This window comes from Haladaptatus caseinilyticus (assembly GCF_026248685.1).
GTDB lineage: Archaea > Halobacteriota > Halobacteria > Halobacteriales > Haladaptataceae > Haladaptatus > Haladaptatus caseinilyticus.
Genome location: NZ_CP111036.1, coordinates 2,123,060 through 2,146,090 on the forward strand (window position 1 = coordinate 2,123,060; position 23,031 = coordinate 2,146,090).

25 protein-coding genes are annotated in these 23,031 nt (G+C 60.3%); 12 read left to right on the top strand and 13 right to left on the bottom strand.

Features of this window, described 5'->3' with window-relative positions; genetic code table 11:
* Positions 1–7 precede the first annotated feature (7 nt).
* Positions 8–1,153 (top strand): molecular chaperone DnaJ, encoded by a 1,146-nt coding sequence (gene dnaJ, locus OOF89_RS11400; protein ID WP_266076201.1) that lies wholly within the window; start codon positions 8–10, stop codon positions 1,151–1,153.
* An 83-nt stretch (positions 1,154–1,236) separates the two neighbouring features.
* Entirely contained in the window at positions 1,237–1,875 is a 639-nt protein-coding gene (locus OOF89_RS11405; protein ID WP_266076203.1) for a cupredoxin domain-containing protein, read from the top strand.
* 321 nt (positions 1,876–2,196) lie between these two features.
* On the opposite strand, the gene OOF89_RS11410 is transcribed toward OOF89_RS11405, so the two are convergent.
* Positions 2,197–3,636, bottom strand: coding sequence for a short-chain fatty acid transporter (locus OOF89_RS11410; protein WP_266076205.1), 1,440 nt, complete (start codon positions 3,634–3,636; stop codon positions 2,197–2,199).
* Positions 3,637–3,775: 139 nt separating this feature from the next.
* Between OOF89_RS11410 and OOF89_RS11415 the strand changes: the two genes are divergently transcribed.
* Both OOF89_RS11415 and OOF89_RS11420 read left to right on the top strand, forming a co-directional pair.
* Complete coding sequence (locus OOF89_RS11415) at positions 3,776–4,483, top strand: acyl-CoA synthetase family protein (RefSeq protein ID WP_266076207.1); 708 nt, start codon at positions 3,776–3,778, stop codon at positions 4,481–4,483.
* Positions 4,484–4,531: 48 nt separating this feature from the next.
* Positions 4,532–5,299: an aldo/keto reductase gene (locus tag OOF89_RS11420; protein WP_266076209.1), complete on the top strand. Its 768-nt coding sequence runs from the start codon at positions 4,532–4,534 to the stop codon at positions 5,297–5,299.
* 54 nt (positions 5,300–5,353) lie between these two features.
* On the opposite strand, the gene OOF89_RS11425 is transcribed toward OOF89_RS11420, so the two are convergent.
* Both OOF89_RS11425 and OOF89_RS11430 read right to left on the bottom strand, forming a co-directional pair.
* Positions 5,354–7,324, bottom strand: a complete 1,971-nt coding sequence (locus OOF89_RS11425) for an AMP-binding protein (RefSeq protein WP_266076211.1) — start codon at positions 7,322–7,324, stop codon at positions 5,354–5,356.
* A gap of 46 nt (positions 7,325–7,370) precedes the next feature.
* Positions 7,371–7,682: a DUF7565 family protein gene (locus OOF89_RS11430; RefSeq protein ID WP_266076213.1), complete on the bottom strand. Its 312-nt coding sequence runs from the start codon at positions 7,680–7,682 to the stop codon at positions 7,371–7,373.
* 204 nt (positions 7,683–7,886) lie between these two features.
* Here OOF89_RS11430 and OOF89_RS11435 point away from each other — a divergent pair, with 204 nt between their 5' ends.
* Positions 7,887–8,621 (top strand): PHP-associated domain-containing protein, encoded by a 735-nt coding sequence (locus OOF89_RS11435; protein ID WP_407661613.1) that lies wholly within the window; start codon positions 7,887–7,889, stop codon positions 8,619–8,621.
* Between the two features lie 16 nt (positions 8,622–8,637).
* On the opposite strand, the gene OOF89_RS11440 is transcribed toward OOF89_RS11435, so the two are convergent.
* The 3 genes from OOF89_RS11440 to OOF89_RS11450 form a co-directional block, all read right to left on the bottom strand.
* Positions 8,638–9,117 carry a metal-dependent hydrolase gene (locus OOF89_RS11440; protein ID WP_266076217.1) on the bottom strand — a complete coding sequence of 160 codons (480 nt, stop codon included), beginning with the start codon at positions 9,115–9,117 and terminating at the stop codon, positions 8,638–8,640.
* Between the two features lie 41 nt (positions 9,118–9,158).
* On the bottom strand, positions 9,159–9,656 hold the full coding sequence (locus OOF89_RS11445; protein ID WP_266076219.1) for a CinA family protein: 498 nt from the start codon (positions 9,654–9,656) through the stop codon (positions 9,159–9,161).
* A 73-nt stretch (positions 9,657–9,729) separates the two neighbouring features.
* Positions 9,730–10,089 (bottom strand): nuclear transport factor 2 family protein, encoded by a 360-nt coding sequence (locus tag OOF89_RS11450; RefSeq protein ID WP_266076221.1) that lies wholly within the window; start codon positions 10,087–10,089, stop codon positions 9,730–9,732.
* Positions 10,090–10,163: 74 nt separating this feature from the next.
* On the opposite strand from OOF89_RS11450, the gene OOF89_RS11455 reads away from it, so the two are divergent.
* Positions 10,164–11,264 (top strand): pyridoxal phosphate-dependent aminotransferase, encoded by a 1,101-nt coding sequence (locus OOF89_RS11455; protein ID WP_266076223.1) that lies wholly within the window; start codon positions 10,164–10,166, stop codon positions 11,262–11,264.
* Positions 11,265–11,713: 449 nt separating this feature from the next.
* Positions 11,714–12,751 carry an ArsA family ATPase gene (locus tag OOF89_RS11460; RefSeq protein WP_266076225.1) on the top strand — a complete coding sequence of 346 codons (1,038 nt, stop codon included), beginning with the start codon at positions 11,714–11,716 and terminating at the stop codon, positions 12,749–12,751.
* A gap of 71 nt (positions 12,752–12,822) precedes the next feature.
* Here the strand turns inward: OOF89_RS11460 and OOF89_RS11465 are convergent, their stop codons facing one another.
* The 6 genes from OOF89_RS11465 to OOF89_RS11490 all read right to left on the bottom strand — a co-directional run bounded on the left by OOF89_RS11465 (position 12,823) and on the right by OOF89_RS11490 (position 17,986).
* Complete coding sequence (locus OOF89_RS11465) at positions 12,823–14,148, bottom strand: glycerate kinase type-2 family protein (RefSeq protein ID WP_266076227.1); 1,326 nt, start codon at positions 14,146–14,148, stop codon at positions 12,823–12,825.
* Positions 14,145–14,996: an SDR family oxidoreductase gene (locus OOF89_RS11470; protein WP_266076229.1), complete on the bottom strand. Its 852-nt coding sequence runs from the start codon at positions 14,994–14,996 to the stop codon at positions 14,145–14,147. Before OOF89_RS11470 ends, OOF89_RS11465 begins: the two co-directional genes overlap by 4 nt.
* A gap of 25 nt (positions 14,997–15,021) precedes the next feature.
* The gene (locus OOF89_RS11475; protein ID WP_266076231.1) at positions 15,022–15,822 is read right to left on the bottom strand and encodes an endonuclease V; all 801 of its coding nucleotides are present in this window, start codon (positions 15,820–15,822) and stop codon (positions 15,022–15,024) included.
* A complete protein-coding gene (locus OOF89_RS11480; protein ID WP_266076233.1) occupies positions 15,822–16,727 on the bottom strand; it encodes a rhomboid family intramembrane serine protease in 906 nt (301 codons plus the stop codon). Before OOF89_RS11480 ends, OOF89_RS11475 begins: the two co-directional genes overlap by 1 nt.
* A 58-nt stretch (positions 16,728–16,785) precedes the next feature.
* Positions 16,786–17,226, bottom strand: a complete 441-nt coding sequence (locus tag OOF89_RS11485; protein ID WP_266076235.1) for a hypothetical protein — start codon at positions 17,224–17,226, stop codon at positions 16,786–16,788.
* Between the two features lie 70 nt (positions 17,227–17,296).
* A complete protein-coding gene (locus OOF89_RS11490) occupies positions 17,297–17,986 on the bottom strand; it encodes a class I SAM-dependent methyltransferase (RefSeq protein ID WP_266076237.1) in 690 nt (229 codons plus the stop codon).
* Positions 17,987–18,103: 117 nt separating this feature from the next.
* Here OOF89_RS11490 and OOF89_RS11495 point away from each other — a divergent pair, with 117 nt between their 5' ends.
* From OOF89_RS11495 to OOF89_RS11505, 3 genes are read left to right on the top strand one after another with little or no spacing between them, the layout of a single operon-like run.
* Positions 18,104–18,541: a DUF5788 family protein gene (locus OOF89_RS11495; protein ID WP_266076239.1), complete on the top strand. Its 438-nt coding sequence runs from the start codon at positions 18,104–18,106 to the stop codon at positions 18,539–18,541.
* Entirely contained in the window at positions 18,538–20,277 is a 1,740-nt protein-coding gene (gene polX / locus OOF89_RS11500) for a DNA polymerase/3'-5' exonuclease PolX (protein WP_266076241.1), read from the top strand. Before OOF89_RS11495 ends, polX begins: the two co-directional genes overlap by 4 nt.
* Positions 20,277–20,732, top strand: a complete 456-nt coding sequence (locus OOF89_RS11505) for a Mut7-C RNAse domain-containing protein (RefSeq protein WP_266076243.1) — start codon at positions 20,277–20,279, stop codon at positions 20,730–20,732. The genes polX and OOF89_RS11505 overlap by 1 nt, the downstream gene beginning before the upstream one ends.
* Before the next feature lie 11 nt (positions 20,733–20,743).
* Here the strand turns inward: OOF89_RS11505 and OOF89_RS11510 are convergent, their stop codons facing one another.
* Positions 20,744–21,553, bottom strand: coding sequence for a DUF7139 domain-containing protein (locus OOF89_RS11510; RefSeq protein ID WP_266076245.1), 810 nt, complete (start codon positions 21,551–21,553; stop codon positions 20,744–20,746).
* Positions 21,554–22,015: 462 nt separating this feature from the next.
* Between OOF89_RS11510 and OOF89_RS11515 the strand changes: the two genes are divergently transcribed.
* Together OOF89_RS11515 and OOF89_RS11520 are read left to right on the top strand one after the other, a co-directional pair.
* Positions 22,016–22,306, top strand: coding sequence for a DUF5789 family protein (locus OOF89_RS11515; protein WP_266076247.1), 291 nt, complete (start codon positions 22,016–22,018; stop codon positions 22,304–22,306).
* Between the two features lie 14 nt (positions 22,307–22,320).
* Entirely contained in the window at positions 22,321–22,989 is a 669-nt protein-coding gene (locus OOF89_RS11520) for a CPBP family glutamic-type intramembrane protease (RefSeq protein WP_407661614.1), read from the top strand.
* Positions 22,990–23,031 lie beyond the last annotated feature (42 nt).

The window sequence follows — 23,031 nt, forward strand, 5'->3', positions numbered from 1 at the left end:
ATAACTGATGAGTGAGGACTTCTACGACGTGCTCGGTGTGAGTCGGGACGCCGACGAGAGCGATATCAAGAGCGCATACCGAAAGAAAGCGGCCGAGTACCACCCAGACGTGAGCGATGACCCGGACGCGGAAGAGAAGTTCAAGCAGGTCAAGAAGGCAAAGGAAGTGCTCTCGGACGACGAGAAGCGCAGAGCCTATGACCAGATGGGTCACGACCGGTTCGAACAGGCCGAAAAACGCGGCGGTTTCGACGGTAACGGAGCCGGCGCCGGTGGTGGCAACCCGTTCGGTGGCGGTGGCGGCATGGGTGGCATGGGCGACATCTTCGAGCAGTTCTTCGGTGGCGGTGGCGGCCGGAACCCGAACCGACCACAGCAGGGACAGAACCTGCGGACCGGGCTAGAGATCGACCTCCAAGAGGCCTTCGAGGGCGCGAAAAAACAAGTGACGGTTCGCCGGCCGGAGCGCTGTGGTTCCTGCGACGGGAAGGGTCATCCGAAAGGGGCCGACGTACAAACCTGTCCGGAATGTCAAGGCCAAGGGCAGGTTACGCAGGTACAGCAGACGCCGTTCGGTCGTGTCCAGCAGTCCCGTACCTGTGGGCGCTGTAACGGCGAAGGGGAACTGTACGAGGAGACGTGTGACGACTGTGGCGGCGACGGCGTCGTCCACCGACGAGCGAAGCTCCAGGTGGATATTCCTGCGGGTATCGCCGACGGTCAGACGCTTCAGATGGAACGCGAGGGTGCGCCGGGCGAAAACGGCGGACCGAACGGCGACCTTCTCATCGAGATCCGAGTTCGCGACCATCCGGACTTCGAACGGGAAGGGGCCGACCTCGTCCATCGCAAGCCGATTTCGTTCCCGCAGGCCGTGTTCGGCGACGAGCTAGAAATCACGACACTCGACGGCTCCGTCGAGATGGACGTTCCGTCGGGAACACAGAGCGGCGAGACGTTCCGCCTGCAGGGGAAGGGAATGCCTCACCTGCGACGGCGGGGGCACGGTGACCTCTACGTGAAGGTGCAAGTCGTCACGCCGGATTCGCTCAATGACGAGCAGAAGGAAGCGTTGGAGGCGTTCGCGGAGGCAGGTGGCGAGAACGTGAACGTGGGCAAGGGCTTTTTCGAGCGAATCAAAAACAGCTTCTAATCCACTCCGTCCCGGTCTAATCTCTATTTCTAGCCGAATGAGCTAAGCATATGCACGTCCAGAGATAGGTCGTATACGCTCGAATGTCTCACGTTGAGTTTTCCCGCAGACAGTTCGTACAGACGATGGCCGGAGTGACCGCGTTCGTCGGGTTCACACGAGGGCAAGCCGCGACGTTCGAACTCGGCGGCCAGTTGTCAGGTTGGATCGGCCGGTCCCCCGAACCGATCGCCGACAAGACGAACCCGACGATACAGATGCAAGCCGGGAAAACGTACGTCATTGCGTGGGAGAACGTCGATGGAAATCCGCATAACATCGCCATCGCGGACGGTCAAGGGAACGTGATGGAAGAAACCGAAGTCATGAGCACGAAGGGACAGGTACAAACGCTCGAATTCACCGCGAAACCGGCCATGGCGACCTACTTTTCGCAAGTCGATGAGGAGACGATGCGAGGAGAAATCGTCGTGGAGCAACCGACGACCACCGCGACGATCAACGGGACGAACAACACGACGGCGACGACTACCGTCGGGAGTGTAACTCCCACGACGACGAGTTCGGCGACCACGACGCAGTCGTCCACGACGACATCGATGGAAGCGACGAGTACGACTGCCGGGGGGACGACGGACGGCGGCAGTCTGCCGGGATTCGGGTTCCTCGCCGCACTCGGCAGTATCGCGGGAGTGGGATATCTGCTCCGGCGAAACGACTGATTCGGCGAGTCACGACGGAGAGTGCGCGGTTGGCAAGTGACACGACCGACGAGAGTCGGCGGAAAACCACCCGACAGGTTCGTGAATTTTCACCGGCACCAGAAATCTGCAATCGACACAACCGCCAGAGGACTAGTACACTCACCGCGAACGAGGAATGAAATAACGAGCGAGTCGGCGACAGAACGGAGCCGGGAACCTCGCGGAGCGAGTAGTCCCGGCAAATGAAAGCGGAGTGCGTTGTCGAGCTTTTACGGGGGGCCGTCGGAAGGGGAGGTAACCGTCGCTCTACTCTGGTCGCGACCGTCGTGAAGGGTCGCGTTACATCGGCAGGACGGTTATTCCGACCGCGATGATGATACCGCTCCCGAGCAGGACGAGCACGCAGTAGCCCATGATGTCACGAACCGAGAGACCGCTGATTGCGAGCAGCGGAATGGCCCAGAACGGTTGAATCATGTTCGTCCACGCATCGCCCCACGCGGCGGCCATGGCGACACGAGGGACGCTGGTTCCGCTGGCCTGAGCGGCCGTCACGAGCGTTTCGCCGACGACTGCCCACTCGCCGCCACCGCTCGGGACGAAGAAGTTGACGACACCCGCGGTGAGAAACGCCACGGCGGGGAGCGTTCCCTCGGGCGACACCTGTACCATTCCCTGTGCGATTTGCGTCGCGAGACTGGTCGAACCCTCCGGCGCGTAGCCCATGATTCCCATGATACCTGCGTAGAACGGGAACTGAAGGATGATCCCCCAAACGTTCTCGACTGCTTCTTTCATCGCACCGATGTAAGCCGCGGGCGTCCTGTGGAGTACCAGTCCGAGAAAGAGGAACGTGAAGTTGACGATGTCGAGGTTGAGATTGTTCCACGGCATCGTTCCATCCGCGACCCCACGTCCGAAGTAACCGAAAACGGCCAGCAAGCCACCGAACCCGATGACCCACGCGACGGCGCGCGAGTGTTCGATTCGGTCCGCGAACGTCGTCGTTCCCACGGCGACGGTGGTCGCCTTGGCCCCCGTCTCACCGCCGTCAGTAGCAGTTTCGAGGGTAGCAGGGTCGATTGGCCGCTTTTTATCGTCGCTCTCCGGGTACATCAACACGAAAAGTGCCGGGAGGAAGACGAGGCCGACGACGACGAACAGGACGAGGTTGGCCGTCGTGAAGATTGTTTGACTGGTTCCGATCGTCGCGGTGAGGATGCCATCCGCGAGCAGGAAGTTCCCCGCTTCCCCGCTCGAATTCAGGTTCAACGGGATCGAAGCGGCGAGGCCGCCGTGCCACACGATGAACCCGGCGTACGCTCCGGCGACGACGATCGGAAAGTCGATGGTCCGGATTTCTTCTGCCACCTTTCGGGCGAAGATCCCCCCGACGACGAGGCCGAGACCCCAGTGGACGAACGACGCTAACGCGGCGACGACGGGGACGAGTGCGACGGCGCCCCGTTCACTCGATGGGATGGCCGCCGCGCGCGTCAAAAGACCATCCACGAAGTCCGTCTTCGCGAGTCCGTAGCCGGTCATCAGGATGAGCGTCATCTGCATCGCGAACGTGAGTAGTCCCCAAAACCCACCGTACCAACCGGTGACGAGGAGGTTCTCCGCATGTTCGAGGGGGCCCGATTGCGAGGCAACCGCGACGAATGCTAGTCCGTATGCGACGAGGGTGAGGATGATTGCGAACAGGAATGCGTCCGGAAGGTAGCGCTCGACGACCCGAGAACTTCCTTCCGCCATCTTTCGAATTACGTTTGCCATAGTCCCGCCAGAGTGTGTCTAGCAATGCGATATAAACGTTGCCAGATGGCTCAGTAGTGAACCGTTCGTCCGTGTTGCGATTCCCGTTTACGATCAAACGAACCGTCGTGTTTTTGCGCACACCGAAACGAAAACCGACATGAATGCACTCGGTGACCTCGTTGCCCGCGAACGACGGAGCGACGACCCGGCGCTTTCGATTCCTCACTCGGGGGGATACGACTACCATCGCCTTTGTACGACCGCGTGGAAGACCGGGAACTTCCTCCGTCATCTCGGCGTTCGAGAAGGCGTCTCGGTCGGTATCGTCACGTCTCCCTCCGCTCAACCTGTCCTCGGCTTTCTCGGGGCGATGTTACTCGGCTCTACCGTGCGATTCGACCCACCGAACGAATTCGACGCTCGGGTACTTCTCGCACCGACCGAGGGCGTCGGCGACTACGAACTCCCGCCGGGTGGCCAGTACGTCGCGTATGGGAAATCACCCACCGACCCGAACGTTTCGCATTTCGAAACCGACGTGTGGAGCGAAAATCCGACCTTTCCTGAGACGCCAATCCCGCCCGAAACGACCGCATTGACCGGTGAAACGGACGTCTCTCACGAAGAACTGATCGGCGCAGGAAGGCGAATCGCGGACCAATGGAACCTCAAACCCGGCAATGCGGTCGTCGTCCGCGCACCACTCGCCGATCCGAGAGCGGTCGGTGGCGGGATCGTCGCACCACTCATCGCCGGTGCCGAAATCGTACTCGATACCGACCGAATCGGTGAATTCGCCATCGCTTGCGATGGCGACGACGTTCCGGACGGTTCGGTTCTCACCGCGGGCGACGTTTCCGTGTGAAGGTGCGGAACCACATCGATTACGTTCGCGCCCCGTGAATCCATCCCTATGTCAACCACCACGTTTCCCGAAATCGGCCTCGGGACGATGGGAATCGACGACCCAGAACGAATCGCCAGCGCGATCGAAATGGGCTATCGCCACCTCGACACCGCTCAGATCTACGAGAACGAAGCGGTCGTCGGGCGGGGGATCGAACTCGCGGACGTACCGCGGGAGGATCTGTTCGTCGCGACGAAGGTGTGGGCTGACAGTCTCGCACCCGACGACGTGATCGCGAGCACGGAAGCCAGCCTCTCGAAACTCGGCGTCGAGTACGTCGATTTGCTCTACGTTCATCGCCCGATCGACGCCTACGAGCCCGAAGAAACGCTTCCCGCGTTCGACGCGTTGCTCGAACAGGGACGAATCAAACACGTCGGCGTGAGCAACTTCACCCCCGACCAACTCGATTGTGCACGTGACGTTCTCGACGCGCCGATTTTCGCACACCAGGTCGAAATGCATCCACTCTTTCACGGACCGGACCTCCTCACTCACGCTCGTCGGCACGATACCCAACTCGTCGCCTACTCTCCGATCGCGCAGGGAGAAGTGTTCGACCTCCCCGAACTGACCCTCCTCGCGGAAAAACACGATGCCACGGAAGCACAGATCGCACTCGCGTGGCTCGTGGAGCGAGGTGCGGTACCCATCCCGCGCTCGAAGAGCGACTGCCACCTCCGCGAGAATTTAACGGCGACGGATATCGAACTCTCGTCCGAAGACGTGGCGCGAATCGACGACATCGACCATGAAAAGCAGTTGTTCGAGTAGATTTCGGTCGTGGCATCTGATTCAGTCGCGGTCGGCGACTGAATCACGAGTCGGTTAGTTCGCCTCTTCGAGTTTGTCGAGGGATTCGGGGTTCTCGATACTGCTCATATCGCCCAACTCCTCGCCCGTGTAGGCCGCCTCGATGGCTCGTCGAATGATTTTACCGGACTGCGTTTTCGGGAATTCGTTCACGAATAGGATTTCGCGAGGACGGAACGGTTTGCCGAGGTCGTCGCCGACCTGTTCGCGCAGTTCCGCCCGGAGGTCGTCACTGACCGTCACGTTCGGTTCGAGGATGACGTACGTGACGACGGCCTGCCCGGTCGTATCGTCCGGGACGCCGACTGCGGCGGCCTGATTGACCGCCTCGTGGTCCATGAGTGCTCCCTCGACTTCTGCAGGGCCGACCTTTCGTCCAGCCACGTTGATGGCATCGTCGGAGCGTCCGTGTAGGAACCAGAAGCCGTCCTCGTCCTTTTGCGCCCAGTCACCGTGGTTCCACATGTCCTCGAAGGTAGACCAGTACGTTTCGAGGTAGCGCTCGTCACCCGACCAGAGCGATTTGGTCATGCTCGGACAGGAATCGCGTGCGACAAGATAGCCGCGTTCGTGCGTGTTCACGATGGACTCGCCCTGTGCGTTCACGATGTCGATATCCATACCGAGTCCCGGCCCACCGAGAGTGCATGGTTTGAGCGGCTGAATCGGCATCGGCATGAGGAAACAGCCACAGATTTCGGTCCCGCCCGAGATGTTGATGATGGGTGCCTCGCCGCCCCCGACGTTCTCGTAGAACCACTGCCAGGACTCGGGGTCCCACGGTTCGCCCGTCGAACCGAGCAGACGAAGCGACGAAAGGTCGTGCCCGTCGAGCCATTCATCGCCGTACTGCCGAAGCGCTCGAATCGCGGTCGGGGATATCCCGAACGTCGTTAGACCGTGACGGTCTATCATCTCCCAGAACCGGTCCGGTTCCGGGTAGTCCGGAGCACCCTCGTACATGAAGACGGTGCCGCCGAAAGCGTGATTCCCGATGAGTGTCCACGGCCCCATCATCCATCCGATGTCGGAGACCCAGAAGAAGCGGTCTGCGTCCTTGTGGTCGAAGCCGAAATAGATCTCCTTCGCACACTGCAGCAACTGTCCGGCGTGCGTGTGGACGATGCCCTTCGGTTTGCCCGTCGTCCCGGACGAGTACAACAGCATCGACTCGTCGCTCGCGTCGAGTTCCTTCGTTTCGTACTCGTCGTCCTGCGTCAGGACGGCCTTGTCCCATCGTTCGTCCCGTTCGTCGTTCCACGGAATATCCGCATCCGACCCCAACCGGTCATAGACGATGGTGTGTTCGACGTGACCGACCGCTTCGATCGCCTCGTCAGCCGTGTTCTTCAGGACGATGTCGCTCCCACGGCGATAGAAACCATCGCCGGTGAACAGCACCGAGCATTCCGAGTCGTCGATTCGTGTCGCGGTCGCATCGGTGCCGAATCCGGAGAAGATGGGTACCGCAACGGCGCCGACCTTGAAAATACCGTACAGAATCGAGTTGACCTCCGGAACCATCGGCATGTAGAGACCGACGGTGTCGCCCGTCCCGATACCGCGCTCCTCCAGCGCGTTTGCGACCTTGTTCGACTCACGATGGAGTTCGTGGTACGTAACCTCCCGAACGTCGCCCGGTTCGCCCTCCCAGATGCAGGCCACTTTGTTCCGGTTCGAACTGTCGGTCCGCGCGTGACGGTCGAGCGTGTTGTGCGCGATATTGATTTTCCCGCCGGGGTACCAATCGGAGAACTGTGGTCCCTCCGTATCGTCCCGAACGGCATCGTATCCCTCGTAGAACTCGATGCCGAGATAGTCGACCAGTTCGTCCCAGAACCAATCGACCTCGCCACACGTTTTCTCGATGAGTTCGTCGTAATCCGCGATGTCGTGGTCCTGCATGAACTGCCAGACGTTCGTGGACTCCACGAACTCCTCCGTCGGTTCGTGGACGATTTCGTCTACGTCCGCAAGTGTATCCATATGGAAACGATTGCGCACCCGCCTCAAAATAGTTTACTTCGTTCGTTCAGGGCAGTTCGGTACCCTTGATTTCGTCGATTCGTTCGATCACCTGCTGGAGATTCGCGGATTTCTCGATTTCGTCGCGGATCCGTTCCCGTGTCCGAACGTCGCTCGAGTCGGCGTCGTACGCGCGGACGTACTCGGCGCGTGAGTGCTCTTCGAAGGCATGTCGGATGGCGAAGTAGCCGTCCGGCACGACCGTGCCACATACCTTGCACTCCCTGCGCTCGTGCTCCGTCGTCTGATGGACGATAGCGTTCTCGACGCTGTCGAACCGGTCTCCACAGCCATCGATATCACATTCCCAGGCAGGCATTCGTGTGTTGACTCTGTAATCCCGATGATAAAACCTTTTCCTGCTCGCTGGGCCGGAAGCACATCCCGTTCGAGGTCGAAATACAGAGTTGTCATCAGGGTTAACTTTCCCTCGCTGCTACTTCTAGGTCTTGAAACCAGAACCACTATCGTCCGACCCTGGTAAGAATACGGCGTGACCGACTGCGACGAATTTCGTGTCGATATGCATGTAAAAGTGCTGGACGAGAACGTCGTTCAACGGGCCAAAGATCGTGGCCTCGATGCGCTGGTGTATGCACCGCATTTCGTCCGCCTTCCGGAGATACGTCGTCGGGCAGAACGATTTTCCGACGACGAGTTGCTCGTCGTCCCCGCACGCGAGGTGTTCACCGGATCGTGGCGCAATCGTAAACACGTCCTCGCGGTGGGGTTGACTGAACCGGTTCCGGACTTCATCTCGCTGACCGGCGCCATGCGTGAGTTCGACCGCCAAAATGCGGCTATCCTGATACCACATCCGGAGTTCCTGAACGTGGGGGTATCCGAGGCGGACATTCGTGTCCACGGTGACGTCGTTCACGCCGTCGAAACCTACAACCCGAAACAGCTCGGGCGACACAACCGTCGAGCGAAAGAGATCGCTGAAGAGACCGAAAAACCTGCGTTCGGGTCGTCGTACGCCCATATTCGCCAAAGTGTCGGCGAGGCCTGGACGACCCTCGATACGCACGTCAAAACCGCCACGGAACTGGTCGAACGAATCCGGAAGGGAGGCGTCTCCAGTGTCGTCCATCGAACCGGTCGCTCCCACGAACTTCGGCGACGAGCGGAGTTCGCGCATCTCGGGTGGGAGAACACGTGGGGAAAGTTCAACCGGTTAGTGCTTTCGGGAATGGAAGCAACGCATCCGAATCGCGAGGAATACGGCGGCCGGTTCGACGACGTGAGCGTTTACTGAACGACCCCTCCCGTGGTCAGCGAATTCCAACAGCAGTGAGACCGACATCGACGACTAGTTGGCGGTGAACGAACAGGCCAGCGACGACGAGTTCGAATCCGGTGACGAGGAGCGTCACCACACTTGCGTGCTTACTACTCACGGAGACGCCGAACGGTGCACCGAACTCCTTCTCGTACGGATAGAACCATGCGAGACCACGCTTGCTTCCGAGCATATCCAGTGCGTAGTGAGTCAATACCCCGATCCAGACGAATTCGAGGTTCCCGAACACGATCGGAAACACGTAGAACAGTCCAAGAACCGGGAGGTTGTGGAGGGTCTTTCTGTGTTTGCCGAAGGCCGTATCCACGTCGGGAAAGAGCGCTCCGAGAACGACTGGCACCCCGACTTCGATGATCGTATAGAACGTCGTCGTATCGCCAGCGGGGTGCAGAACATATCCGAGACCGATACTCAAGAGTGCGGCGTTCAGGACGTGTTCTTTCCGATTCATTCGGTTGCACGTCCCGCCCTGCGATATCAAGGTTTTCCTTTTTAGTCCAGTTCGGCGAGAACGTCGGTGAGCGCTTGCTGAGCGATCCGTGTTTTGATCTCCTCCCGTGTTCCGTCGAACTCGTGGCGTTCGACGGTCGAGCAGCTGTCTCCACTCTCCCATTCACCGGCGTACGCAACGCCGATGAAGACGGTTCCGACCGGCTTTTCAGGTGATCCGCCGGTCGGTCCCGCGATCCCCGTCGTCGCAACGCCCCACGTGGTGCCAGCGACGTCACGTGCGCCTCGGGCCATCTGTCGGGCAACTGGTTCGCTTACTGCTCCGTGTTCGTCCAGTATCTCGCGGGTGACGCCGAGATGTTTCAATTTCGCGTCGTACGAGTATGTGATGAACCCACGGTCGAAGTAGTCGCTCGACCCGGGAACGTCAGTCAGCAGCGACCCGATGAGACCGCCCGTACACGATTCAGCAGTTGCGATCGTCGTCCCGGAATCCCGGAGGGCAGTACCGAGCTGGCGTTCGATCGAAGAGGCACTCATAGAAGGGAGAACGTCTCGAACCGGAAAGAAAGTGCGGGTCGGAAGCCAGCGTGATGAGACCGATTCGCGGTCGTCAGACCGTATCGCGGTCGGTGTAGGTCGTTCGCTCGGTTATCTTTCCGTTTTCGTCGAACTGGTGGAAATCCGAAAACCCGAATGAGACGCGTTCACCGTCTTGTTCCCCACTGAATCGCCCACGGACGGCGACGGTATCGTCGCCGATGACCATCTGTTCGACAACGTGTTCACCGTCTTCGAGTGGTCGGCTTTCGAGATAGAACTCGCGAAATTCGGCCATTCCGTCCAACGGCGGTTGTCCGGGACGCTCGTAGACGATATCCTCGGCGAACAGGGCGAACACGTCATCGTACGCTTCGGCGTCGATATAGTCGTAGTACGACCGAACGACATCCGAACTGACAGCTGCATCCATACTTCGATCGTGATTTTCCGACGGCTAATCGTTTCGGGCGAAAGAAACACTTGCCAGTACTGCGACCCCTCGGTATGGACTACGACACGCCGTTGTTCTTCCACGTGATGTCGTACGCGATGGAGGCAGAGCGCGACGTTATCGACATGGTCAGCGGGAACCCCGACTGGGGGTCACCGCCGGGAATTGCGGACGGTTTGCACGAGTACGCCGACCTCGGTGGCGCGGATTTCCAGTACCCGCCGAGCGAGGGCCTGCTCGAACTGCGCCAGGAAATCGCCGCCCGACGCGACGTTGACCTCTCACAAGTGATCGTCACGTGCGGCGGTGGCGAAGCGAACTATCTGGCGATGGCTCGCGCGATGGAGCGCGAATCCGGCGACGAGTTCGTGTTGACCGATCCAGTGTATCCCTACTATCCGGGAAAGACGAAGATGCTCGGTGCGACGGCTCGGTTCGTTGCCACCGATACGGATGGCACCCTCGACCCGGATGCGGTTCGTGAGCAGGTCAGCGAGGATACCGCGGGAATCCTCGTCAACTCGCCGAACAATCCGACCGGGACCGTCTACGACGAAGAAACGATGCGCGAACTGGTAGCTATCGCGGAAGAGCACGACGCGCTCCTCATCAGCGACGAGGTGTACGACCACTTCGACTTTTCCGGAAAGTTCACGAGCGCCCTCTCGCTCGACTCCGACCACCGAGTCGTGACGAATTCGTTTTCGAAATCCCTCGCAATCACCGGTTTCCGCGTCGGTTATGCGATCTTCCCCCCGGAATTGGTAGACGTGGCCAAGACGCGCCACATGCTGACGAACGTAGCGACGAGTCGTCCCGCGCAGTACGCGGTGTTGCACGCACTTCGCGAAACGGGCGTGGACTATTACGAGGAAAACCGAAGATTGCTCGAATCACGGGTGGAGACGTTTACCACGGCACTGGATGCCGCAGGTGCGGACTACTCGGACCCCGACGGCGCGTTCTACGTCATGGCGCGCTTTCCGGAGTTCCCGGGCACGCTCTCGAACGTCAAGAAGCTCATCGACGAAGCGGGCGTGGCTGGGATGCCCGGTGAAACCTTCGGCTCGTCGCGCGACGACTGGATACGGTTCGCACTCGTCACTCCGGAGGTAGAGGTGGCTGCAGAGCGACTCGCCGACTACTTCGGGTAGGTTCGGGGTCTGCGGGATTTCGTTCGGTTGTCGTCACTCCGTGAACCGGTGTGCTTTTTGAGTTCGACACGATGGGGTCGGGGGACGACCGGTCCGAGACGCGTTTTGTGGTAGTTCTGCGTTCGTCGATCGGAAACGTCCACCGTGTTTGGCTTCGGCTTCGTAGTTGAACTCTCGTGCCACAGCGGGTTCACAGGACTCACAAGTACGACGAACGAAGCGAGGCGCGAATGTGCTCCCGCGCTGGCGCGGAAGAATGGGGCGACTGCGGAGGCGGTGTTTGTTGCTGTGAGTTGCGAACGACGTCCCCTTGGAGATCGCCATTCACGAAAACGGTTCGTCATGGATGGGGGTATCGGTGAAATCGACATCACGACACGTCACCCTCACACGACTTCAACGACGAGCGATACAGAAGCTACACAAACCTCCACCGGATAGCCCCACTCATGGCCGAAATCGACGTGGAGGCCGTCGAGCGAATCGACGAGGGGGACGTTCCAGCGGGTATCGAAGCTCCGGAGTACGTACTGTACGGCGGCAAAGGTGGCGTCGGGAAGACGACCTGTGCTGCAGCCACGGGCCTCGCGAGCGCCCGCGACGGAACCCGAACGCTGGTCGTTTCGACCGACCCGGCACATTCGCTCTCGGACACTTTCGAGTGTGATATCCCGGCGGAAGCGACCCGAATTCGGGACGAAATCCCGCTGTACGCCGCGGAAATCGACCCGGACGCGGCGCTGGAAGAGCAAGCCGGAATGCTCGGGACCGACAACCCACTCGGCGGCATGCTCGGTGACGAGGAGGATGGACCGATGGCGTCCCTTCTCGGCGGTGCGATGCCCGGAGCCGACGAAGCCGCTGCGATGCAGAAACTCATCGAATTTCTCGACGACGACCGGTTCGACCGTGTCGTGGTCGATACCGCTCCGACCGGACACACGCTTCGACTGCTCGAGTTGCCCGAAGTCATGGACACGATGGTCGGTCGAATGGTGTCGGTTCGCCAGCGATTGCAGGGAATGATGGACGGCGTGAAAGGGATGTTCGGCGGTGGGGACGACCCCGAAGAGGGAATCGACGACCTCGAAGCGCTCAAAACGCGTATCGAGCGACTTCGGACGACCCTGCGCAACCCGTCGAAAACTGACTTTCGCGTCGTGATGATCCCCGAGGAGATGAGCGTCTTCGAATCCAAGCGACTGCTCACGCAGTTGGACGTGTTCGATATTCCCGTCGGGACCGTCGTCGTCAATCGCGTAATGGAAAACTTGGCGGACGTGACACCGGCAGTGGATTCGAGTCAGTTCGTCACGCCGAACCTCGACAGCTGTGAGTTCTGCCAGCAGCGATGGGACGTCCAGCAAGGGGCGCTCCGGGAGGCACAGGACGTGTTCCGCGGACACGATATCAAACGGGTTCCGCTGTTTGCGGACGAGGTACGGGGCGAGGAGATGCTCCGAGTCGTCGCTGCATGTCTGGAGTAAGCGGTAAACGCCAGCATACCGAATCGTAACGTCACATTAAAGCGCGGCCGAGGACGAATTCGGATGGTCGGCTACTCGACGACGAGAATCCGGAGGTCGTTGACGTTCGTTCCGGTCGCTCCGGTTTCGACGAGTGCGTCGACGGATTTCAGAAACCGGTAGGAATCGTTTTTGCGGAGTGCTTTCGCGCCGTCTCCAGTTCTCGTTCCAGCATCGACGAGCGCACCTGCCGCGTCGGTACTCCCGTCTTTTCCGTCAGTATCGACGCTAGCGACCGTGACTTCGCCGCCGAGAGTGAGAAGCGAGCCGAGAGCGAACTCCAGATTTGGGCCGCCGGTTCCATCGCCTCGAACTGAAACCGTCGTCTCGCCGCCGGATAGCAGCACCGCGGGAGGACTCAGTGGATTTTCGGTTGCCAGTATCTCCTCGGCGATGCCGACGTGCGTTTTCGCGGACTCCCGCGCCTCGCCACGAATACGAGATGACAGAATCATCGCATCGTAGTCTCGGTCTTCGGCAGCCTCGCGTGCCGCACGAAGGGCGGTCAGGTTGGTGGCTAAGACGTGGTTCGTGACGCGCTCGAAAATCGAATCGTCCGGACCGGGCGTTTCGGTAACGTCCCCATCGTCGCCGCGTTCCAACCGTGTTCGGATCGGCGATCCTTCGTCGGATTCGAGGCCGTATCGGTCGATGACTGACAGGGCGTCGGCGAAACTCGTTTCGTCCGGCGCGGTCGGTCCGCTTCCGATGGTGCTCGGGTCGTCGCCAACGACATCGCTGAATAGCAAGCCGACGACCGTTGCGGGGGATGCCTTTTGTACGAACCGTCCGCCCTTCAGCGTCGAGCAGTGTTTCCTGACCGCGTTGATGTCGTCGATGTCCGCACCCGAATCGAGCAGGGTGCGGGTGACTGACTGCACGTCGCCCAGCGGGATACCCTCCGCGGGCGCTGGAAGAAGCGCGCTTGCACCGCCCGTGACGACTGCGAGGATGAGCGTGTTCTCGCCAGCCTCCTCCGCGAGCTCGAGCACCCGTCGGGTGCTCTCGACGCCTCGTTCGCTCGGAACGGGGTGGTCGCCGGACAGCACGTCGATTCGCGCCGTTTCCTCCGGGTCGTTGGTGACGACCGCTCCGCGGTCGATCCGCTCGCCGAGGAGTGATTCGAGCGCGACAGCGACTTGTGCGGCGGCTTTTCCGCCACCGACGGCGACGATTTCCTCGTACTCCGAGAGGTCGTAAGTCGTCCCTTCGATTTCGAGTGTGTCGTCATCCTCGTGCAGTGCCATCCGTTCGTGGATGACGGTTTTCGGATGAGCGGCTTCGATCCCTGCTTCGAGACAGGCTAATGCGGTTTCGCGAGCGGGTGTCTTCGCGAGCACCTCCCGATTCGAAATCATCCGAGGAGTTTCTTGGCCCAGTCGCTGGACGTGAGGTTCGAAACCGTTCCGTATATATTGTCCAACCACTCGGCCGGAAGGATTCGGGCGTAGTCGGTGAGTTCCGCTACGGTTCCGACCGGATACCGAGCGTTCGGATGTTGGACGTTTGCCGAATCGAGGATCGTATCGGCGACTTCCTTCGGATGAACTGCGCCGGGCATGCCGCCGTCGATCGACTGCCGGTCGGCGTACATCTCGTAGTATCGCTCGTACGCACCGGAGCGCTCGACGCCATCTATTTCACCGTTTGCTCGCTCGTAAAACTCCGTATCGACCGGACCCGGCTCGACCAGCACCACTTCGACATCGTACTCGTCCACTTCCGAACGCAGCGCGTCGGAGATCCCCTCCAGTGCGAACTTCGACCCGCTGTAGATTCCCATCCCGGGAACCGAAATACGCCCGACGGCACTGGAGACGTTGACGATGGTTCCCTTACCGCGTTTCCGCATGTGCGGAAGCGCTTCCCGAACGAGACGAAGCGGACCGTAGACGTTCACGTCGAACTGGGCGTGTACCGCTTCTACCGGAACGTCCTCGATGGGGCCGGGCTGTGCGTAGCCCGCGTTGTTGACGAGGCAGTCGATGTGACCGTGTTCGTCCACGATTTCGGAGACGACGCGCTCGATGTCGTCGTCCTCGGTCACGTCGAGCGTCGCGATGTTGCATCCTTTCTCCCCCAGCGTTTCGATGTCGGCGGGGTTGCGAGCGGTCGCGTACACTTCCCATCCGTCCGCGAGGAAGGAGAGGGCGGTCTCCCGACCGATTCCCGACGAGCAACCCGTAATCAACACAGTCTCAGTCATTGGCCCCTCTTTCGAACGGGGGTGGCTAAGAACCAACGGTTTCCTTCACCTCGTCCGCGTAGGCGTCCGCCCGCCGCGTGGGTTCGGGAAGTTTGTAACCAGCACACAATCGCCAGACGAGTTCCGCGGTCGTTTCGGCACCGATACGATGACCCGGACTGACGTACAGCGGGTTGACGTGGCGCTTCTCGGGGTTGTCGTACTGTCGCGACTGCAGTGCGTAGCCGATAATCGTCCCATCGGCCGCGCTGACGCGCTCGTTTGCGAGCACTGGAACCCGTTCCCCCTCGCGCATGTGGCCCTGTGGTGGATCGCGCAGTTTTCCACAGAGTAAGTTCTTCGCGACGCCGATTGTAGGACGGTCGAGCATGACGCCGATATGCGTGGCGATGCCGGCTTCACGGTAATGGATTCGCCCGCTCCCGTCCACGATTGCGAGGTCGGGGTCGACTGACAACTGCTCGAACGCCTTCAGAATCGCACTCCCCTCGCGGAACGAGAGGAGGCCGGGGATGTACGGGATTTCGGTTTCGACGACGGCATGTGTTCGCTCGATGACTTCCCCGTCGCGTGCCGCGACGATGGCGCTGACCGCCTGCTCACCGACGAAGGCCTGGTCCACGCCGACGACGATCGGTGCGTTCGTGGTATCTGCGGTCGGGAGTCGGGATTGAGCGTCATCGGAGGGGCCGGCGCGAACGCTGTCGGGGTCGAAATCGAACTCGTCCTCGAACACCGCCGTCTCGGCGACTTCGTACTGGAGCGCCTCCATCTCCTCCCGCGAGAGGGAGGCGTCGGGTGCGAATTCGGGATGAACCACGCGCATTAGAACCGTCGACCGCCCATGCCGCCGCGCCCGCCGCCACCGAACTCGAGCTGTTTCGGGGCGCGCTCGCCTTCCTTCTTGAGCTTCGCACCGTACAGCAGTCCCAGACCGAGTCCCGTCAGGTGGGCGAGTTGTGCGACGCCGCCCGCGCCGATGCCACCGAGGACGCTCGTGAACGCCGAATAGACGGCGAATCCGAGCGTCGCCAGCCACAGCGGCATCGGGATGATGAAGTAGAGGTAGATACGAAGGTTCGGGTTCAACACCGTCAGTACGCCCATGATCGCCGCAATCGCACCGCTCGCCCCGAGGACGGGAACGAAGACGCCCGGTTCGGTGAGGATGGTCGCCCAGACCTGTGCGAGACCGGAAACTGCGCCGGTTATCAGGAACAGGATCGTGAACTTCTCGCTCCCGATACGACGCTCGACGACGGGACCGAAGAAGTACAGCACGAGGCTGTTGATGGCGATATGACCGAAGCTACCGTGCGCGAAAACCGACGTGAACCACGTCCAAACGTAGAACGGATGGGCCGTGTTCAGCGTGAAGATGTTCAACCATTCGGCCGACCCGGACGGAATTCCGAACAGAATCGGAACGATAGCGTACTGGAACAGAAACGTCAACCACATCAAGCCGAGGAAGACGAACGTCATGTTTCCACGGAAGTACGCGAGTGGCCCGCCCGTGCCGGTGTTCACGCCAAAACTTCGACCGCGGCTTTGGCCGTTCACGCTATCGTCGAAGCCGCTGTCGAAGACGCCTTTCGGGTCGTTCCACTGGTTTAGCCCCGGACACGAATGGTTTTCCGGCAGGCGGTGGTCGGCACAGAACGTGTTGCCGCACATCCGACACTGATACGGCATGTTCTCGTGTTCCCCACACTCGTCGCATTGCGCCATTGTTCCGACTTTTGAACCGATAGGTCAAATGGGTTTGGGTGACGTGTGGCGTCGCCGGTTACGTTCGAGTCCGACTCCGATGGACGAACGTCGGAAATCCCCGTCCAAGTAGATACGCGAACGTTCCGAACATCGTTCCCGAGAAAAGACAGAGTCCGAATAGTTTCGGGGCGAGGAGTCGGAAACCGGACAGTCGGAGGCCGTCAATGGCCGCGAGGAAGAGTCCAATCAACGGAGCGGTACTAAGGGTCCAACAGTCCCCCACCGAACCGCCGCGAGACGCGTACGCGACGGAAACCGCGAAGCCGACCAATGCGAGAACGGTCGTGGAGGCGTTCACCTGCGACCCGAGAACACCGACACCACCTTCGACGACGGGTGACGGGGCAACGCCTCGCGTTAGCAGCGCAAGCCCCGACGCGAACAGCAAAACGCTGCTCGTCTCCGCTCGGAGCGTCGGAAAGACGGTTACCGTGGAATCGGACGTGCGCGAACCCATACTATTTGTGTCTAGTTCGCGGGTTTAGCTCAAAGTGATTTACGGCCGTTCAAACGGGTCGGGGGGGGGGCTATTCCGGCTTCCGTCCGCCGTAAACGGCGAAGTTGTAGTACTGCCAGAGCGAGGTGACGGCGTCGAATTCCGCCTCGCGGAGCCACACCAGTTGGTTGGTCAACGTGTCGGGGTCGTCGTAGTCGTCGCTGGCTTGCCAGCGGTTCATGAACTCCTCTTCTTCCCATCCCTTCGAACGAACCCAGTTTTTGATCATCGCATCCGAGAGGGTTTCCAGGTGCGGTGCGTCGAACCGCACCACGTCGCCATTGACGAACCAACCGCCGGGAACGAGCGCTTCGTGAATCGCGTCGAACAATGTCCGTTTTTCGTCGGACGAGAGGTGGTGAACGGCAAGCGAGGAGATGACGAGGTCGAACGCCTCGGTTGCGTCGGGATGGTCGTCCGGAAACGCCCCCTGCTCGATTTGGACGCGGTCGTCGAACGTCTCCAGTTTCCGTTCCGCTTCCGAGAGCATCCGTTCACTGTGGTCCACCGCGAGGACGGTGCTCTCGGGGAAGCGAGTGAGGAGTTTCGCCGTGAGTTCACCAGTTCCTGCACCGAGTTCGAGAACGCGAACCGCGTCGTCGCGTTCCTGTGGTGGTGCGTTCAAAATCGTGTCGTGAAGTTCGTCATACCGCGGAACGATAGCCTCGATACCGGGGTCGTAGACGCGGGAGTCCTCGAAGACCTCTCCGGGTTTCTTCATGCCCCCTGTTGTAGTGCGAGCGATTAATGCTTTTTCAAGCCTCATCCCGTCGATGAGATTTATTCGCCGAGCGCATAGGGCAGGAAGCTTTTGCTTCCCCGACGACGAGTATTGGGTGTGAAAGAGTACGAGCGCAAAGGATTGCTGGAGCGCGTCGAGCGCGAGGGGGCGACCATTGGCGCCTCGATCCCTGCGGAAATCACGGTCCAGGGGAAAGACATCGATCTGCGCGAGTTCGTCTTCGAAATAAAGCGCAGGGAGACGATTCCGCCGGGCGAACGCGAGAAAGTGGAACGGGCCAAAACGAACCTTCGGCGGGAGCGACTCCAGCGAAAGCAGCGACTCGAAGAGGATGACATCTCCCGCGAAGCAGGCGAACGACTGGTCGAGAGCATCATCGGTATCGACCGAGCGCTGAACGCACTGGAGAGCCTCGGCCCGACGAACCTCGAAGCCGAAGAGCGAGCGAACGACGCGGCCGACAAGAAACGGTGGATGTCGTTTCTCCAGAAAGCATTGGGTAACAGAGACGCAAGCAAACGCTCACGACTATGACCCGAAACGCCGAAATCGCGGACCTGTTCGACGAGTACGCGGACCTCCTCGAGGCACAGGACGTACAGTACAAACCCCAGTCGTACCGACGGGCCGCGGACAATATCCGCGACCATCCGGCGGATATCGAGGCGTTGGCCGAGGATGGACCGGACGCCGTCAGCGAGATTCCACAGGTGGGCGAATCCATCGCGGCAAAGGTCGTCGAATACTTCGAGACGGGCGAAATCGAGGCACTGGAAGCGGAGCGCGCGAACCTTCCCGTTCAGATGGAGGAGTTAACTCGTGTCGAGGGTGTTGGCCCGAAAACCGTCGGAATCCTGTACGAGGAACTCGGCGTCGAGACCCTGGACGACTTGGAGGAGGCCGCCCGTGCCGAGAAAATTCGGGAGATCAAGGGTTTCGGCCCGAAGACGGAGCAAAACATCGTCGATGGCATCGAATTCGCCCGCACGGTCCGAGGGCGTGAACTCCTCGGGAACGCTCGGCCAGTCGGTGAACAGGTACTCGCGTATTTTGCCGGCGTGCAATCGGTCGGACGCTGTGAACTCGCCGGTTCGCTTCGGCGCTGGCGAGAGACTATCGGTGACGTGGACGTGCTGGCCGAAAGCGACGACAAGCAAGCCGTCATCGAGGCGTTCACCGACTGGGAACGTGCGACGGAAGTCATCGAAGCGGGGACGGACAAGGCGGCGGTTCGTGTCTCGGACGTGCGAATCGACCTTCGCGTCGTCGTTCCGGAGGAGTTTGGGAGCGCACTCCAGTACTTTACCGGAAGCAAAAACCACAACATCACGCTTCGAAACCACGCCATCGAGCGCGATTTGAAAGTGAACGAGTACGGCGTGTTCGACGTCTCCGACGTGGACGACCCCGACGCGGGACAACGCGTCGGCGAGAAAGTCGCGGGCGAAACCGAGGAGAGCATGTACGAAGCCCTCGACCTGCCGTGGATTGCCCCCGAAATGCGCGAGGACAACGGGGAAATCGACGCTGCGCTCGCCGGGGAACTGCCGGACCTTCTCGAGGAGGGCGACGTTCGAGGCGACCTTCACCTTCACACGAACTGGTCGGACGGGAACGACACCATCGAGGAGATGGTCGAAGGTGCCGTCGAGTTCGGGCACGAATACGTCTCTATCTCCGACCACGCAACGGGACCGGGAATGGGCGGCGGCGTCGGATTGGACGACGACGAACTCCGCGAGCAGATTGCTGACATTCGAAGCGTCGGGGAGGATGCCGCTATCGACGTGTTCGCGGGCGTCGAGGCAAACATCGACACGGAGGGTGAAATCAGCGTGGCAGACGACGTGCTGGCCGAATTGGACATCGTCGTCGCATCGCCACACAGCGGTCTCGATGGCGACGCCACCGAGCGCCTGATTCGGGCTATCGAGCATCCAAGCGTGGATATTCTGGGCCATCCGAGCGGTCGGCTCATCAATCAACGCCCCGGACTCGATTTCGACGTACGCGAGGTTGCGACCGCCGCTGCGGAACATAACGTAGCACTCGAGATCAACAGCAACCCGCACCGACTCGATCTGTGGGGTGGTGCGGTACAGGTCGCCATCGAAGCAGGCGCAACCATCGCGATCGACACGGACGCTCACAGCCCCGGGGAGTATCAGAACATTCGATACGGTGTCCATACCGCCCGACGGGGATGGACGGAAGCGGCGGACGTGCTGAATACGTGGGACGTCTCGGACGTTCGTGATTTCATTCACTGATGCCGACCGACTCGTCACGTCCCACACACCCGGCGCTCTTTCTCGACGTGATGCTGGGGAAGCTGACGACCTACCTCCGAATGTGTGGTTACGATACCGCGTACGCGCTCGATAGCGGTATCGAGGACGACGACGAAATCCTCGAACTCGCGAGGAACGAGGGTCGAACCCTCGTGACACGGGACGTGCGACTTTCGGAACGTGCGGAGGATGCGATCCTATTGGAATCGCTCGCCGTGACTGACCAACTGCGAGAACTCACGGAGTGGGGATTCGACCTGTCGCTGACGGTACCCGTCCGATGTTCTTCGTGCAATGGTCGATTGATTCGAGATGACGACTCGCCCGAACATGCACCGGATGGGAAACGGATGTGGCGGTGTGTGGATTGTGGAAAACAGTTTTGGAGAGGAAGCCACTGGGCGTCGGTCGAGCGAACGCTCGCCGACCTGTAAAAAGGGAACGATCAGAGATTGGACCGCCACTCGTCACAGGCATTCATGTCGGTCATTCGCTGCTGGTGGAGGCCACAGTAGGGCGTCATTCCGTCGTCGGTGCGGGCGTAATCGAAGTGAGCGCAGTTGCCACAGTAGGTGTCGGTCGGATGGTCGGGATCCGTGGGTGCCGTCGTCACTCGTGCGGGTTTCGAATCCGCGGGCGACGCGATACCGTTCGTCGTCGCGCCGCCGTCGCTCACGGTATCCATGCTTCCCCCCGTTTGGTCGCCGAAGACGCCGATACTGCCGAACCCACGCTGGCGCTCGACCTCCACGATTTTCATCTCACCTTTGCGTGTCACTTCCATCGTGACGGTTCCGCCGGGGTCGTTACGCGTTTTGAAGTTCACGATGGCGACGAACAGACAACAAAACGTCGTGATGAGGCCGACGAAGTACACCGCGACGACCGGAAGGGTGAGTCGGTCACCGTATTCCAGCCAGTGGCGGGGATACGCGTACGAGAACATTGCGACGCCGAGAACGGAGATGCTCGAACCGATGGCGACTGCCGCACGGATGCGGTTGCTGGTCGCCTGGAGGACGGTGAAAATGCCGACGAATACCGCCGGAACGCCCAATCCGGCGGTGATTCCAGCGAGTTTTCGGGAACCCCATTTGTCGAGTCCGACCGACGCGAAAAGGTCGGTCGTCGCCGCGAGAATCCCGACGACAACGAGCAGTGACCCGGCGAGGAAGAGGCCGACGCCGAGGGAGAGGCGTCGCGGGCGCTTTTTGACACCGTCACGCCCTTGGTATGTTTCCCCGAGGATTGTCATATGTCCGTCATTGGACCCCTCCTACAAAACTACTGCGTCAGACGAGTATCATCTGTATGATCGTTTTGGACGAAATATGGTGAAAATGGGGTGAGAGGGTCAGGATGCTATTTGTCACTGTTCTATTTTTTCGATAGATCGGCGACCACCAACGGTGAAGAAGCATGCCGAACGATGACCGGTTCTCTTATTTTTAACATTTTCTGGATGCTCGCAGTCCACCGCGAGCGACGACGGAGGAGCGGGCCGACGACCGAGCGTCGCGTAGTTCTCGTGAACGAAGTGAACGAGAGCAGGGAAGTGCTTGCCCCTCCCGTGTGAGTAGGACCGTCTTCCGGTGTCTTCGGTCGAACTTTGCCAGGGTGGCGAACGCGACAGCGTGATTCGCGCTGACACTACCGCTCGACCGTCGCAAAAGGTCGTGTCGAAAAGCATAATCCCCACGCTGCCAAACGCCCCGGTATGGCTGACGACAACGAGGACGAAAGTCCCGCCGTCGAACTCGGTGACCGTGATCCGGTCGAGGGTGTTCCGGTCGCACGCATCTCTTCCCGACTATACTGGCCCGTTCAGAAGAGCGAAATCGTTCGAAAGGAAGGCGACGAAACGATTCGAACCCCCGACGGCCCACGGACGCTCGCAGACGTCCTCGCGGACGTGGACGAGACGTACTTCCAGTCCGAACACGAATTTATGGCAAACGTCCGAGAAACCATCGGCACCGGCCCGGTTCCAACCGCGAACGATTCGTGAGCGTTACTCGGTCGATCGAGGAGCGGACGTTCGGATTGACGTGGGTACAGCTATCGCTTTTGGTCGGTGCACTGTTGACGGTCGCGTGGTCGTGGTGGACGGTTCCGGCCGAGGATCTAAACGCACGACTCGTACGAGACGTAACGCTGTACATCGCCATTCCTGGCCTGTTGGCGGTCACCCACGGACGGCATCTCGGCTATCGAGTGGACCGTCACGCGATTCGAAACAGCCTCATTTTGGCCGCATTCGTGATTCCATTCTACGTCGTCGGGTCGTCGCTTCCTTCCATTCGCACGTACTATCCGATGTGGAGTACGTCGCCCGCACTCGGGAGCTTTCTGCCGCACGCGATAAAGCAGTTCATCGTGGTGCTTGCCGCCGAAACGTACTACCGAGGATTACTCTGTGTCGGCGTTCGAAAGATCGGCTTCAAAAGCGTGTTCATCAGTCCGATTATCTATGCGTTCCACCACCTCGGAAAACCACCGATAGAACTCATGCTTTCGGGACCGACCGACGTGCTGTTTGGTGCGGCGGATTACGACTGTAACTCGCTTCTCCCATCGGTCGTCGCGCACGGACTTGGACTCATCATGCTCGACTGGTTGGTGCTCCACGGCCCACTGATTCGACCGGAGACGGTACTCAACTGGCTATCGTGGCTTCCGATTCCGCTGTAACGGCGGTCGAGCGGGAACCCCTGCTCACCCGGAAGTTTAAAT